The sequence below is a fragment of the Roseinatronobacter sp. S2 genome (assembly GCF_029581395.1).
Taxonomy (GTDB): Bacteria; Pseudomonadota; Alphaproteobacteria; order Rhodobacterales; family Rhodobacteraceae; genus Roseinatronobacter.
On the sequence record NZ_CP121113.1, the window covers coordinates 656205 to 670993 of the forward strand.

14 protein-coding genes are annotated in these 14789 nt (G+C 61.6%); all 14 read right to left on the bottom strand.

Going from position 1 to position 14789, the window contains the following annotated elements; genetic code table 11:
• Positions 1-70: 70 nt before the first annotated feature.
• The 14 genes from P8S53_RS03065 to P8S53_RS03130 all read right to left on the bottom strand — a co-directional run bounded on the left by P8S53_RS03065 (position 71) and on the right by P8S53_RS03130 (position 14788).
• A complete protein-coding gene (locus P8S53_RS03065) occupies positions 71-583 on the bottom strand; it encodes a GNAT family N-acetyltransferase (protein WP_277805697.1) in 513 nt (170 codons plus the stop codon).
• Between the two features lie 5 nt (positions 584-588).
• Positions 589-2052 carry an aldehyde dehydrogenase gene (locus P8S53_RS03070; RefSeq protein ID WP_277805698.1) on the bottom strand — a complete coding sequence of 488 codons (1464 nt, stop codon included), beginning with the start codon at positions 2050-2052 and terminating at the stop codon, positions 589-591.
• 56 nt (positions 2053-2108) lie between these two features.
• On the bottom strand, positions 2109-3002 hold the full coding sequence (locus P8S53_RS03075; RefSeq protein ID WP_277805699.1) for a methylenetetrahydrofolate reductase: 894 nt from the start codon (positions 3000-3002) through the stop codon (positions 2109-2111).
• Between the two features lie 108 nt (positions 3003-3110).
• Complete coding sequence (locus P8S53_RS03080; RefSeq protein WP_277805700.1) at positions 3111-3860, bottom strand: GntR family transcriptional regulator; 750 nt, start codon at positions 3858-3860, stop codon at positions 3111-3113.
• Between the two features lie 28 nt (positions 3861-3888).
• Positions 3889-5433: a flotillin family protein gene (locus P8S53_RS03085; protein WP_277805701.1), complete on the bottom strand. Its 1545-nt coding sequence runs from the start codon at positions 5431-5433 to the stop codon at positions 3889-3891.
• A 33-nt stretch (positions 5434-5466) separates the two neighbouring features.
• Positions 5467-6258, bottom strand: a complete 792-nt coding sequence (locus P8S53_RS03090; protein WP_277805702.1) for a hypothetical protein — start codon at positions 6256-6258, stop codon at positions 5467-5469.
• Positions 6258-7730, bottom strand: a complete 1473-nt coding sequence (locus tag P8S53_RS03095) for an aldehyde dehydrogenase family protein (RefSeq protein WP_277805703.1) — start codon at positions 7728-7730, stop codon at positions 6258-6260. The genes P8S53_RS03090 and P8S53_RS03095 overlap by 1 nt, the downstream gene beginning before the upstream one ends.
• 1 nt (position 7731) lies before the next feature.
• Entirely contained in the window at positions 7732-8955 is a 1224-nt protein-coding gene (locus P8S53_RS03100; RefSeq protein WP_277805704.1) for an ATP-binding cassette domain-containing protein, read from the bottom strand.
• Positions 8942-9676, bottom strand: a complete 735-nt coding sequence (locus tag P8S53_RS03105; protein ID WP_277805705.1) for an ABC transporter ATP-binding protein — start codon at positions 9674-9676, stop codon at positions 8942-8944. The genes P8S53_RS03100 and P8S53_RS03105 overlap by 14 nt, the downstream gene beginning before the upstream one ends.
• Complete coding sequence (locus tag P8S53_RS03110; protein WP_277805706.1) at positions 9677-10603, bottom strand: branched-chain amino acid ABC transporter permease; 927 nt, start codon at positions 10601-10603, stop codon at positions 9677-9679.
• Positions 10600-11469, bottom strand: coding sequence for a branched-chain amino acid ABC transporter permease (locus P8S53_RS03115; RefSeq protein WP_277805707.1), 870 nt, complete (start codon positions 11467-11469; stop codon positions 10600-10602). The genes P8S53_RS03110 and P8S53_RS03115 overlap by 4 nt, the downstream gene beginning before the upstream one ends.
• Positions 11470-11539: 70 nt before the next feature.
• Entirely contained in the window at positions 11540-12748 is a 1209-nt protein-coding gene (locus P8S53_RS03120; protein WP_277805708.1) for an amino acid ABC transporter substrate-binding protein, read from the bottom strand.
• Between the two features lie 226 nt (positions 12749-12974).
• Positions 12975-14285, bottom strand: coding sequence for a TRAP transporter large permease (locus P8S53_RS03125; RefSeq protein WP_277805709.1), 1311 nt, complete (start codon positions 14283-14285; stop codon positions 12975-12977).
• Entirely contained in the window at positions 14282-14788 is a 507-nt protein-coding gene (locus P8S53_RS03130; RefSeq protein WP_277805710.1) for a TRAP transporter small permease, read from the bottom strand. Before P8S53_RS03130 ends, P8S53_RS03125 begins: the two co-directional genes overlap by 4 nt.
• Position 14789: the final 1 nt, after the last annotated feature.

The following is a 14789-nucleotide window of genomic DNA, read 5'->3' on the forward strand; positions in this document are numbered from 1 at the left end:
GCGCCTTGGGCATTCCACATGACCGCATAAGGCCAAAATCAGCCGTAGATTTTGCGCCGCGCAGGTGCAGTCACCCAGCCGGATGCCGCCAGATATCCAGCGGGCCGAAATGCGGGTGCGGGTGCGTTCCGTCCGGTGTGCAACCCAATCGCTGCGCCAGCGCGCGGGATCGCAGGTTGTCTGGCGCAATCAGGCTGACAGCGGTTGTCCAGCCCAGATCGTCATAGGCATGTGCGCGGGTGGCGCACGCGGCCTCGACGGCGAACCCGTGCCCCTCAGTGGTGCCATCCCATAACTGCCACGCGATTTCAGGTTCGGGCCAGCCTTCGGGGTAAAATGGCCCCGCCGCCCCGATCACCGCGCCGGTATCACGCCGGACCATCACAAACACCCCGAAGCCGCGCATATGCCAGTGGCCCAGCGTTGTGCAAAAGCGGTTCCATGCCAGTATCCGGTCGGGCTGACCGCCGGTGAACCGCGCGCGGTCTGACATGAAATAGGCCGCAAACGCCGGAAAATCCTGCGCACAGGGCGCGCGCAGGATCAGGCGTTCGGTTTCCAGTTGCGGGGTGCCCGTCAGCATTGGCCCTAGCCTGCCATATGCACGGTTTTGACTTCCAGATAATTCTCCAGCCCTTCCGGCCCGCCTTCGCGGCCCATACCGGATTCGCGGTATCCGCCAAACGGGTGTTTGGGGTCCACGATCAGCCCGTTCACCGTCAGCCCACCCGTGCGCATGCGCCGCGCGAAGGCAAAGCCGCGTTCGGGGTCGCCCGAATAGACCGCGCCGTTCAAGCCGTAAGGCGTGGCATTGGCCTTGCGCGCGGCGTCATCTTCATCACTATAGCCGATGACGGACACGACAGGCCCGAAGATTTCTTCCTGCGCAATCGCCATGTCGGGCGTCACATCGGTGAACACGGTGGGTTCGACATAGAACCCTTTGTCAAACCCGCGCGGGCGCCCGCCGCCACAGGCCAATGTTGCCCCGCCTGCGCGCCCCGCTGCAATATACCCCTCGACCCGTTCGCGTTGCCGGCCCATGGCCAACGGTCCCATCTGGGTGGCAGGGTCGGCTGGGTCGCCCAGTTTCAGTGCCTGAACGGCGGGCAGGAACATGTCCAGAAATTCGCGCTTGCGCGCTTCCGGCACCAGAAGGCGCGTCAGCGAAAAGCAGACCTGCCCTGTGATGGGCATGGAATAGACCATCAGGCTGGGCATTGCCTTGGCGAAATCGGCATCCGGCAACAGCACTGCTGCGGATTTGCCGCCAAGTTCCAGCGACACCCGCGCCAGCCGGTCGGAACACACCCGCATGATATGCTTGCCCACAGCCGTTGATCCGGTGAAGGCCACCTTTTCGACATCGCGGTGACGGATCAGGTGGTCGCCCGCTTCGCGCCCTGCGGGCACAAGGTTGAACACCCCGCGCGGCAGGCCCGCCTGTTCAATACATTCGGCCAGAATATAGGCTTCCAGCGGGGTTTCCGGCGACGGTTTGGCCACCATGGTGCAGCCAGCGGCCAGCCCTGCTGCAATCTTGTAGGACAGCAGCACCATGGGCGCATTCCACGGTGAAATCGCCGCGCAAACGCCCACGGGTTCGCGCAACACGCGCACTTCGCCCCCGTCATCGCGGTGGCGGATATCGGTGAAGGCGTAGCTTTCGATCAGGTCCGCATAATGGTTGAACAGCGTTGCGTTCTGCGGCACCAGTTTGCGCGTCAGGCTGATGGGCGCGCCGACCTGCGTGGTCCACGCCCATGCAATTTCATCCAGCCGCGCGGTGATCAGGCTGCCCACGCGGCGCAAATAGCTTGCGCGTTCCTGCGCGGGCATGCGCGGCCATGGCCCATCATCGAAGGCACGGCGCGCGGCGGCAACAGCGCGGTCCATATCGGCGGCACTGGCTTCGGGGTAGCTGAACAGCAGCTTTTCGGTGACGGGCGAGATGACATCAAGCCTGCGGTCACCTTGCGGGGCGGTCCATTCTCCATTGATGAAAAAGCTGTCCGGCGCTTTCACAATGCGCCCTTTGTCCAGTTTAACCATCGGCTATTCCCCCCCCGTGTGGTGCTGTTCTATTGGCCAGACATTTTGCGCGTTGCCTATCCTACGACGCGGCGCAACCGTCCGGCGTTTTGCTGTTGCGCCCATTCCGCGCAAGCCTTGATGCCCCCCAGCGGGAAGAAATGCACCTGATCGGGCGTGTTTTCCGGTTGGCTGGCCTGCGCATCGCGCAATTCCTGCAACATCTGGTCGGGCGTGTAGGGCACCAGCAGTTTGCTCAGGTCGCGGGCACGTTTTTTCAGCACATTCAGCGACGGGCCAACACCGCAGGCAATGGCAAATTTGATCAGGGTCTGCAATTTCGCGGGTCCGGCAAGGCCCACATGAACGGGCAGGGTGATGTCTTGCGCGCGCAGACGCGCGATCCAGTCAAAGACGGGCTGCCCTTCAAAAGCGAACTGGGTGATGATGGCCATATCCACGCCAGTGTCGCGGGCATAGTGCTGTTTCCAGCGCAGGGCTGCATCGGTTTCGGCATGTCCGCCATCAGCGTCAATGTCGCGGTTGCCTTCGGGGTGGCCTGCGACATGCAGACGGGTGTAGCCCGCATCCTGAAACGCGCCGGTTTGCAGCAGATCCATGGACGATGCGAATGCGCCCGCAGGTTTGGGAATGCCGCCTGCCAGCACCAGCGCCTGATCAACCCCCGCATCAGAGCGGTAGCGGTCAATCCAGTCCTTCAGCGTGGCCAGATCAGGGATGGAGCGCGCGGGAAAATGCGGCATGACAGAAAAACCTTCATCATGCAGGCGTCGGGCGGTGTCGACCATGTCCTGAATGGGGGTGCCGTCAATATGCGCGATATAAACGCGTGTGCCTGCGGGCAGCAGTGCGCGGAAATCGGGCACTTTGGCGGCGGTGCGTGGCATCACCTCTATTGACCATCCCGCCAGAAGATCATCCGGCACGCCTGTTGTATGGTTGGTATTCACTATCGTTCCCTCCCCGCGATATATGCTTGATGAATACATACATATAGTGAAATAGCAATAAAAATCAATTTTTGGCTATATATATAAGATTCATGTATACATAAGCAGCTATCCGATAACCAGTCCCAACGCTGCAAGCTGCGGCCCTTGTGCGGGGTGGGCTGCGAAAATCTGCTGGACATTGGCGCGCGCAGCACCTGTGTGTTCGCGCGCAAGCGCTTCGGCGCGCGCACCCTGACGTGCGGCGATTGCGTCTATCATGGCGTGATGCTGCGCATGCGCAGGTGCAAGGGTCGAGACCAGTGCTTCTATCTGCGTCTTGTAGGGCAGAAATGCCGACGGGGCGGCGAAGGGCAGGCGCACCACCCGCGCGATTTCTTCTTCAAGCACCTTGCTGCCTGCCAGTTTGGCCAGTGCCTGATGAAAGGCGTCGTTCAATTGCGAGTAGCGGTCAAGATCAGTGTCATCCGGTCTGGTTCCGAAACACGAATCCAGTTGCGACAACAGGCACCCGATCTTTGCCATCCGTTCTGGGCAAACCCCGCGTTCTGCGGCCAGCCGCGCGGCTGTCCCTTCCAGCACGCCGCGCAATTCGATCATGTCCAGCACATCGGCGACCGCGAAGCTGCGCACGACAAAACCGCCCGCGCGGGTGCGCACCAACAGCCCTTCTTCGGCCAGTCGTGACAGGGCTTCGCGCACGGGGGTGCGTGAAATGGCAAGTTCTTCGGCCAGTGACACTTCATAAAGGCGCGTTCCGCCGGGATAATCGCCGTTCAGAATGCGCTGGCGCAGGGCGATCTGCGCGCGCAATGCGTGGGTGCGCGCGCCTTGGCGGTTTGTGGCTGCTCCGTCCATGATTCCCCCCCTTTCAGCCATCAGGTTCCTAGTCGTCGCTGTCGCGCCGCCGCCTGCGTGTATCGTCATAGCGGATGTCGTCATGCACCCGTTCCAGCAGACGGTTCAGCCCCGGTGCGTGGACGGTCTGTTCCAGAACCGATTCCAGCGCTTGCAGGATGGCCCCGCGTGACCCTTCGACGCTGCCCACTTGCGTGACGTTGATGTTGCCGATCTTTTCGGCGGGTTTGACCATTTCGGCCACGATCTTGGGCATGGCTTCCAGTCGCGCCATTTCGGCTTCATGGGCCAGTGCTTCGGGCGAGCGGCTGTTTTCAGCCTTGATATGTGCCTCCAGCGCGGTGGTTTCGGCGTGGCGTTGTTTCAGATGGGCCTGCGCGTCCAGATCGGCGGTTTCCAAACGGTCTGCCGCGGTCTTGCGGTTCGCAGCAGCGGCAATTTCGCTGCGACGCGCGGCGGCTTCGGCATCTGCTTCGGCGGCGATCAGCGACAGGGCGCGGCGGCGCTGGGCCTCGGCCTCGGCGCGGGCGGTTTCCACTGCTTCATGTGCACGCACTGCATCGGCGCGGGCCAGATCGGCCTCTGCCATGGCGCGGCTTTCTTCCTGACTTTTGTTGGCCACCATCACCGCGCGGTCTTGCTCGGCAATTTCAAGCGCGCGGGCGCGGGTGATTTCGGCCTCTCGGATGGCCTGTTCACGGGCAATGTCGGCGGTGCGAATGCCCTGCTCCATGCCAATGCGTGCTTCGGCGGCGGCGCGTTCGGCATCGGCCTTGGAACGGGCAACTTCGGCAATCTGCGCTGACATCAATGCCTCGATCTGTTGGGCCTGTGCAATTTCGGCGCGGCGTTCTTCCAGATCAATATCCAGCTGGCGGCGCGCGGCTTCCATTGCGGCGCGGCGCACGCTGACCTGTGTTTCGCCCTCAATCTCGGCGCGGTCACGTTTGGATTGTGCGATCACCTGCGTCAGTTTGCGCAACCCTTCCGCATTGAAGGCGTTGTTTTCGTCCAGCGCGGCAAAGGGCGTCTGGTCCAGCGCGGTCAGCGCAACCGCATCCAGTTGCAGGCCATAGCGGGTGACATGCGGGGCAATGGCGTCACGGATGGCGCTGGCGAATTCCGCGCGCGCTTCGTGCAGGTCATCCATGCTGGAACGCGCGGCGACAGCGCGCATGGCGTCAATGAACATCCCTTCGACAAGGGCGCGCAATTCTTCGGGCTGGAAACTGCGGCGGCCAAGGGCCTGGGCCGCGCGTGCCACAGCCGCATCTTCGGGGGGCACCGACAGATAAAACTCCGCGCCCACGTCAATGCGCAGCCTGTCGCGTGTGATCAGGGCATGTTCCCCTGCGCGCTGCACATCCAGCCGGATGGATTGCATGTTGACGCGCGCCACTTCGTGAAACCACGGCAGCGACAGAACGCCGCCTTCGATTACAACGCGCCGTCCGCCGATGCCGGTGCGCACCAGACTGACCGCGTTGCTGGCGCGTTCATAGAAGGCAGCGGCCAGCGCAACCAGCGCGGCCAGTACCACGATCAGTACGATGATCCAGAAAATAGTTGTCATCCTCTTGGTCCTCTCTCGCCAGCGTCGCTTATGTCAAAGCCCGTCCAGGCTGGTCATTATTCGGGCACAAAGCCCCCCGTCTGCGGCCAGATTGGCCCCTGTCAGGCCCTGTGACAGGTCCGACAGTAGAAACAGTGCCGCGCGTGCGGCGGTGTCAGTGCCTGATGCGGCGTCCCGCCCGCTGGCGGCCACGATGTCGGGCGGCAAGCGTCCGTCATGGCTGGCAGGGGTCAGGGCGTTCAGGCGAATGGCGCGGTCTGCCCATCGGTTGCATTGCGCCATGACCCAAGCCTGCATTGCCCAGCCTGCGGTGCGCGGTGCGCGGTCCGGTTCGGCGGCAAGCCCCCAGCGCGCAACGAACGCGTCCAGATCATCCCAGCGCAGCGCCGCCGCCGCGCGGGTTTCGCCAAGCTGCGTTTGCCATGTGGCATGCGGGGGTGCCGCGCGGGCCAGCAGGGCCGCACCATGGGCCAGCTTCGGTGCCAGTGCCCGTGCCAGATGGCGCGGGGCAAGCAGCGCGCGGGCAAGTGTGTGTTCCGGCCCGCCGGTGCCAGCGTCCGGCAGCAGGGCCAGACCATCAAGGCCATCCGGCAGGGCGTGCGCTGCGGCATCAAGCGCGGCGGGGTCGCATAAATCCGCATGATACAGCGCCGCCAGCCCGTCAAATACCTTGCGGTCATCGACGCCCAGCACTTCGGCACCGGCGGCTTGCGCATAGCGCGCCACCGCCTGCCCCAAGCCGCTGCCGGACCCCAGCACAACGACCCGCTTGCCCGCAAGCAGCAGGGGCGGGACATTCGCAAGGGGGGGCAATGCGGCGGGCATCAGAACACCGGCGGGAACGGACGGCCGCCACGGTCCAGCGTGATCCAGCGCGTCTCGGTGAATGTTTCCACTGACCAGCGCCCGCCATGCCGCCCCAGCCCCGACGCCTTGGACCCGCCAAAAGGCACATGTGGTTCATCATTCACGGATGAGCAATTCACATGGCACATGCCGGTTTCCAGACGGCGCGCAATGGACAGGGCGCGGGCCTCATCGCGGGTCATGACACCGGCGGACAGGCCGTATTCGGTGTCATTATTGATGGCGATGGCTTCTTCATCGGTGCGAAACGGGATGACAGGCACAACCGGCCCGAAGGTTTCATCCTGATAGATCAGCATGTCGGGGGTTACGCCCGTCAGGATGGTGGGTTCGACAAAGCGGCCCTTGACGCCGCCGCCCACAACAACCTGCGCGCCCTTGGCAATGGCATCGTCCAGCTGTTCCTTGACGCGGGCTACCTGCCGGTCATTGATCAACGGGCCGATGACATTGGCCTTGTCGGCGGTATCGCCCACTTTCAGCTTGGCCGCGCGGGCTGCGAATTTTTCCAGAAACTCGGCGAAAATGCTTTCATGCACCAGCACCTTTTCAACGCTCATGCAGATCTGGCCCTGATGCATGAAGCTGCCGAAATTGGCGGCCTGCGTGGCGCGTTCCATATCGGCATCTTCCAGCACGATCAGGCTGTCCTTGCCGCCCAGTTCCACGCAGCATTTTTTCAGATGCGCGCCGCATTTCGCGGCAATCGCGCGACCCACAGGTGTGGAGCCGGTGAAGGACACGCCCTTGACGCGCGGGTTCTCAATCATCTCGTCGCCCATTTCTGCGACTGTGTCGCGCGAACAGGTGATGACATTGAACACGCCTGCGGGAATGCCAGCTTCTTCCAGCACTTCGGCAAAGAAGATACCGCCCAGATAAGGCGTATCCTCGGACGGTTTCAGCACAATCGTGTTGCCGGATGCAAGCGCGAAGGCAAAGCCGCGCGCGGTCAGAATGCCGGGGAAGTTCCACGGGCTGATCACGGAAATCACCCCCATCGGAAAACGCTGCGCAGTGGACAGTTTGCCATATTCGCTGGGCATAATTTCGCCCGATGCGGCATAAAGGATCGCGCCCGCAGAACGGAACACTTCGGGGATGTAATGCGCTTCAAACGCGCCTTTGCCATACCAGCCGCCGCCTTCGGCCTGAATGGCGGCAATGAAATCAGGTGCGCGGCGTTCAAACACATCGGCAATGCGGTGCATCAGCTTGGCGCGTTCGGTGTATTTGGTCGCGGCCCAATCGGGAAATGCCTGATGTGCGGCGTCAATCGCTGCACGCGCATCGGCGCGTGTGCCGTCGGGCGCTTCGGCCCAAAGGCTGCCGTCATTGGGGTTCAGGTCGGCAAAATTGCGCGCGGCCTTGACCCATTGGCCACCAATATACATGCCGCGCAGGGTTTTGGGGTGTTTTGCATCCAGCATTCTATCTCTCCGTGCGGTCGAATTGCGTTGATCCGGGGCGGCGGCGGTAGATCTCCACCTTGCCGCCCGACAGGGGGACGGTGTGGTCCGGCGGTGCAGCGCCCGCGCGCGGTTCTGCCGCGGTCGTGTGCGGTGCCATTGTGGCCAGACGCGATGCAGGGCGCAGGGGCGGCAGGAACGCATTCGGGCTGGTGGTGGGGTTGCATGCCGCGCGGGCAGCATCCTCCATCTCGGCCAGTATTTTGCGCAAGGGGTCCGATGTGGCGGGTTTATCGGGCCTTTTTTGCGGCGATGCCGGGGCGGCGGGAATGCGCGACGGGATCACGGATGCATTGCGCGGCGGGTGCGATTGTTGCGCGGCCCGCGACACCAGCGCGTTGATGTCCAGCCCCGACACTGCTGCGGCAGATTGCGTGCTTGTCGCCTTTTGCCGGACTTGCATCGCTGGTGGTGTTGCAGGTTGGGCAGGGGCCGCCGGTTTTATGGATTGCGCGGGTGCTGATTTCGCCGCCCCCGCACCCAGATAGGCGGCCTGAACCGCAGGGTCATTGCGCAACACATCGGCGCGTTCTTCACGCAGGATTTCGCCGTTTTCCAGCAGGTAGCCCCGGTCCGCAATCCCAAGGCTAAGGCGCGCGTTCTGTTCTACCAGCAAAATGCCAAGCCCCGCTTCGCGCACGGCCTTCAGGTTCTGGAACAATTCCTTGGACAACAGCGGCGACAACCCAAGCGAGGGTTCGTCCAGCATCAGGATTGTCGGGTTCGACATCATCGCGCGGCCAATGGCGACCATCTGCTGCTCGCCGCCCGACATGGTGCGCACGGTCTGGTTTGCGCGTTCGGCCAGTTTGGGGAACAGGTCGATCAGGCGGTCGTAATTGGCCTGCGCATCTTCGCGGGCGCGGTCGGGGTTGGCACCCAGCATCAGGTTTTCGCGCACCGTCAGGTCACCAAACACGCCGCGCCCTTCGGGCACCAGCGCCACGCCGCGTTCCACCACCTTATGCGGCGGCAGGCCCAGCAGGTTTTCGCCATTCATGGTCATGGCGCCCGTCACCTGACCTTCGCAAATGCCGGATATGGATTTCAGGACCGTGGATTTGCCCGCACCATTCGCGCCCAGAATGACAACAATTTCGCCCGGTTTCGTGGTCAGGCTGACCCCGTCCAGCGCGCGGTGTTTGCCATAGGTGACGCTTAGGCCATGCAGTTCAAGCATCTTCATCAGCCCCCAGATATGCGCGGATAACTTCGGCATCTGACAAGACATCGGCGGGTGTGCCTTCGGCAATCTTGGTGCCTGATGACATGACCACGCAGCGGTCGCACAGGCTGCGGATGGCATCCATCACATGTTCCACCAGTATAACCGTGCGCCCTTCTTCGCGCAGCGAACGGATCAATTCGATGCCGGTTTGCAATTCCGTGGGGTTCAGCCCTGCCAGCCATTCGTCCAGCAACAGCACTTCCGGCTCGCAGGCCAGCGCGCGCGCCAACTCTACCCGTTTGGTGTTGATATATGTCAGCGATGACACGGGCACGGTCATGACAGCGCCAAGGCCCACGCGTTCCAGCAGCGATTCCGCATAGCGTTCTGCCTCGCCCTTCCAGCGGCGGCGGTGGCCGAAGGCGGCACCTGCCACAACATTTTCAATGACAGTCAGTTCCGGCAGCAGGCGCACCAGCTGGAATGTGCGCGCAACCCCCATCTGCGCGATGCGGTGTGCGGGCTTGCCCGCCACATCCTGCCCGTTCAGCCGTATCATGCCCGCACTTGGCGGGAACGTTCCCGAAATCATGTTGATCATCGTGGATTTGCCGGACCCGTTGGGACCGATGATGCCCAGAACCTCGTGCTCGGTGACATCGAAGCTCATGTCATTGACCGCGACCAACCCGCCGAAGCGTTTGGTCACATTGCGCACTTCCAGAACAACGCGTGCCATTCAGTGCCCCCCTTGCCCGAAACGGCGTTTCAACCGTGCCTGAAGCCCGACAACCCCGCCCGGCAACACATAAACGATCAACAAAAAGGCCAGACCCAGCAGCAAAAGCGTTTGGTTGGGGGCATGGCGCGAAATGAATTCCCACAACAGCGTGAAGGGAATGACCCCCGCAAGCGGACCCCACAGGCGCCCCGTTCCGCCCAGAAGTGCCATGATCACCACCTGAAAGGATAGCAGCGGGGCAAAGGCGGTTGACGGTTCAATATAGATGTAGCGCGGTGCCAGCATGGCCCCCACTGTGGCCGCCGCAGCCCCTGACACCATGAACAACAGCACCTTGGCCAGTGCCGTGTTGATGCCCGAATGTTTGGCCACGGTTTCATCATTGCCGATGATACGCAGCGCAAACCCCAGCCGCGAGCGCCCGATCAGCCAGCCCACCAGAAACACCAGCGCCGCCATGCCCAGCAACTGCCAGTAGATGTGACTTTCAGTGATGGATGTCAGAACATACATGCCGCGCTGGCCAGTGCGGTTTTGCACCCATGTCACCAACTGGCGCACCAGTTCGGCAAGGCCCAGTGTGAAGATGACGAAATACACCCCTGACAGGCGCAGCGTGACCATGCCCACCAGCCCCGCAAGCCCCGCGCCCAGCACAGCCGCGATCATGGGCAGTGACCAATACGGCATTGTCTGAAACCCGTAGCCGGTAACGAAGGTGCCAAGGCCGAAAAACGCCGCCGTCGCCAGAGAGATGTAATGCGTAGGCCCCGAAAACAACGCCCAGCTTGTGGCCAGCACAGTGAACATGGCCATGGTTGTGGCGATCGACAGAATGTAGCCCGTGTCATAAAATGGCAGCAATGCCACCACCCCGAAGGCCAGCGCGGACAGGATCAGGTTTCGGATATCGCGCGTGCTCATGTTGGTTTCTTTCCGAACAGACCTTGGGGGCGGAACAGCAAGATGCCCAGAAACAGCACATAAGCCGCCGCCAGCGTCAGGCCGGGGTCGATGACCCGCGCCACGAAGGTTTCCGCGATCCCCAGAATAAGTGCGGCCACGATTGTGCCGCGAATATCGCCCACGCCGCCCATGATGACGATGATCAGCGCCTTCATGGTGAACAGCACCCCGACGGACGCATCCAGCGTGAAGAACATGGAAATAAGTGCCCCGCCCGTTGCGGTGACCGCGCCCCCCAACCCGAAAGCCAGCGCGGATACTGCCGTGACATCAATGCCCACCAGCCGCGCGGATTCCGGGCTGACGGCCACCGCGCGCATGCGCAGACCGGCGCGCGTATAGCTTAGCCACAGCCACAGCCCCGCCGCGATAAGGGATGCAATGCTAAAGGCCACAACACGGTTCTGCCCGTAGGATGACCCGAAAATATCGACACGCTGCGCAAGGTAGGAATAGTTGAAATACCCGCCGCCGAACATCCAGCTCATGATGCCGACCAGCGCGAAGGACAGCCCGAACGTGGCCAGAATGCTGTCCACTTCCAGCGCGCCGCGTGATTTCGCGCGTTTGACCAGCGGGCGCAGCATGATCCGGTAAATCAGCCAGTTCACCACAAACGCCACGGGTGCCACCACAATAAGCGCGGCAATCGGGCTGACCTGACCGGCGGTATAGACCCAGAACGCGGCAAACCCGCCAGCGACCAGCATTTCGCCATTGGCCAGATTCATGATGCGGGCAACGCCATATTGCAGATTCAGCCCCATCGCAATCAATGCGTAGGTTCCGCCCAGCAACAGGCCGGTTATCAGGATGAAAAACATTCTTGTTCCATTCGCGCCGTGGTCGAGGCAATTTGCGGCAGGGCGGTTTGACCCTGCCGCAAGCTGTGCATCAGTCCCAGCCGTCTTTCAGGACGACATCGGAAACACCGTCACGCCCCCGTGCGGCAACGCCACGGAATACGCCGTCCTGCCACTGGCCAACGGTCCAGTAGCGTTCATTGTCGTTCATATCGTTGAACTGGACTGGCCCAAGCACGGTTTCATAGCTGTTGGAACTGTCTTGCAGGTATTCCATGACCACAGCGCGATCCCTGGACCCGGTGGCTTCAATCGCCTGACCAAGAATTTCCAGCGTGGCATAGGTGGATGCAGACGCCCAGAAATCCGGCCCTTGGCCGCTAAGGTCTTCATGCGCGGTGGCAAATGCCTGAAATGCGGGGTCGTCGGGATTTACGCCGCCCATGCCCAGCACCCCTTCGGCCTGTTGCCCGAAACGGCCATAATAGGACGGAAACGCAGTCGCCACGGCGGTAAAGAAGACTGATGGCGAAAAGTCCTGCACGATGGCCTGATCCGTCAGCGCAAATGTATCGCCCGGATAGGACCACGCGATAAAGGCATCAGGGTTCGCGGCCTTGGCCCCGTCGATGATGGGCGCGATGTCCTGCGTGCCCAGCGGATAAGATGTCTGGTAGACAATCTCGAACCCGTTTTCTTCCAGCACGGCGCGCGAAATGCCTGCCATCTCAATGCCGAAAGCATCTGCAACATTGACCAATGCGACACGGTTGCCAATGTCACCGGCTTCGCGCAGGTCTACCAGAACCTGTGCGGTATCTTCGGCCATCACACTGGTGCGGCCCAGCACGAAGAACATGCCCGGAAATTGCGCCGACAGTTCGGGTTGCTGGTTGGTGACGTTAGACCCCGTGATCTGCGGATAGCCAAGCTGGCTGAAGATGGGGGCCGCCGCAAGGTTCAGGCCGGTCGAATAGGGCGCAACCATAAAATCCACACGGTCTTGCGTGGCCATGCGCTGGGCTGCCTGAATGGCCTGCTGCGGGTTTGTCTGATCGTCATATTCGATCAGTTCAATCAGCGCAGGCCCATCGGCAAGCTGCAACCCGCCTGCTGCGTTCGTCTGCTCCACCCAAAGCCGCACAGCGGGCCAATGCGTGACATCTGCACCGCCTGCAAGCGGGCCGGTTTTGGGCGCTGCCGCCCCGAATTTAAGAACATCCTGGGCTAATGCGGCGCCAAGGCTTCCCATCATCACCGCCAAAGCGGCAACTGTTGTCATCAGTGATCTGCGTTTCATGTTTTCTCCTCCCTAAAACACGGAAATTCAATCTTCACGTTGTCGCTGGCCTGCTTTCCCCTGCGTTGTAGCCCCCCCCTTGGCCTGCACTGCGGGCCGGTAACTTCTGAACCTCTTCAAGTTCAAATATGTATACAAGATGCACTATTAATCAGCGCAATCAAGCCCGAAACACAAGAATATCAAAGCGCAATGTACACAAACTTGCCCCTTGTCCGTCGATGGATCAGCCGCGCCCCATCATCGTATTCGGCAGATATAGCGCGATGTCCGGAAACAGGATCAGCAGGAACACACAGACCGCCATTGCGATCCAGAACGGGATGATCCCGCGATAGATCTTGCCCAATGGCACATGCTGCGCAACGCCCTTGACGACAAACACATTCATCCCCACCGGCGGGCTGATCAGCCCCATTTCCACAACCACCACCATGATGATGCCGAACCAGATCGGGTCATAGCCCAGCGTTGTTATGATCGGCAGCACGATGGGCACGGTCAGCACCAGCATGGCAAACCCTTCCATGAACGTGCCCAGCACAATGTAGACGGCGATGATGATCAGCAAGATCGCCAGCGCAGGCACCGCCAGTTCCCCGATGGATGTTGCAAGGTTCATCGGAATGCGGGTCAGCGCCAGAAAGGGCGCGAAGAAATGCGCGCCAATCAGGATGAAGAAGACCATTGCCGTGGTGCGGATGGTGTCCAGCAGCGCCGAAAAGAAACGCTTGATCGACAGGTTGCCGGACCAAAGCGCGTGCAGGAATGTCAGAAACGCGCCGACAGATGCGGCCTCGGCCACAGTGAAGACGCCTGTATAAATGCCGCCGATCACGATGGTCACGATGAACAGTAACGCGCCGGAATTCAGCAGCACCGAAAAGCGTTCGCGCATGGGCGTTCTGGGGCCTGTGGGGCCAGCGTCGGGGTTCAGGCGGGTCACGACAAATACTGTTGCAACGAACAGCAGTGTCAGCAACAGGCCCGGCAGAAACCCTGCCAGAAACAGCCTGCCCACGGATTGTTCGGTCAGCAAGGCGTAAACGATCAGCACGGTCGATGGCGGGATCAGAATGCCCAATGTGCCACCTGCCGCGATGGAGCCCGTGGCAAGGCCCGCGTCATATTTGTAACGTTCCATTTCCGGCAGGGACACTTTGCCCATTGTCGCCGCCGCCGCAATGGACGACCCCGACAGTGCGGCGAACCCCGCGCAGGACAGGATTGTGGCGGATGCCAGCCCGCCGCGCCGGTGCCCGACCCATGAATACGCGGTTTTGTATAACCCCGTGCCCATGCCCGACACTGTCGCAAATGCGCCCATCAGCACGAATAGCGGCACCACACTAAGGCTGAACACCGCAGAATAGGAATAAGGAAACGCGCCAAGCACATTCATGGCCGCGCCGGGTGAATTCAGAACAGCAATGCCGCCCGCGCCCACAAGCATCATTGCAAGCCCGATGGGCATGCGCAGGGCAAGCAGCGCGAAAAGCGCAGCAAAGCCGATCAAACCGGCCATCAAGGGTGTCATTTAGTGTCCTGTCTGTCTTTTTCCGGTCCGGCCAGCGCTTTTGCCGCTTCCAGCAGCAGCACCATGGCGAACAGTCCGGCAGAAATTGCGACCGCGAACTGGAACGGGTGTTTGGGAATGCGCATCATGTTGGTGATGTCGCCCCAGCGCAGGCTGCCCGCGGCATAAAGATAGGCCCGCCACGCAACGAACCCCAAAAGGGCGGCCCCCGTCAGATGCACCAGCACTGTCAGCCAGCGCATTGACGGGTGGTCCAGCCAGCGCGCGAAAATATCAACGGAAACATGCCCGCGCACAATGGCCGTGTAGGGCAGGCCAAACGCCACGATCAGCGACATGGCAAGTTCGGTCAGTTCATAGCCGCCCCGAAAGGGGCGACCAAAGAAGTAGCGCATGGTGATTTCATAAATCACCAGAAACATAAGCCCGACCAGCACCAGACCGCCCGCATACGCGATTAGCCGCAATAGCCGTTCGAACCAGCGTTCGATCTGTGCCAGCATG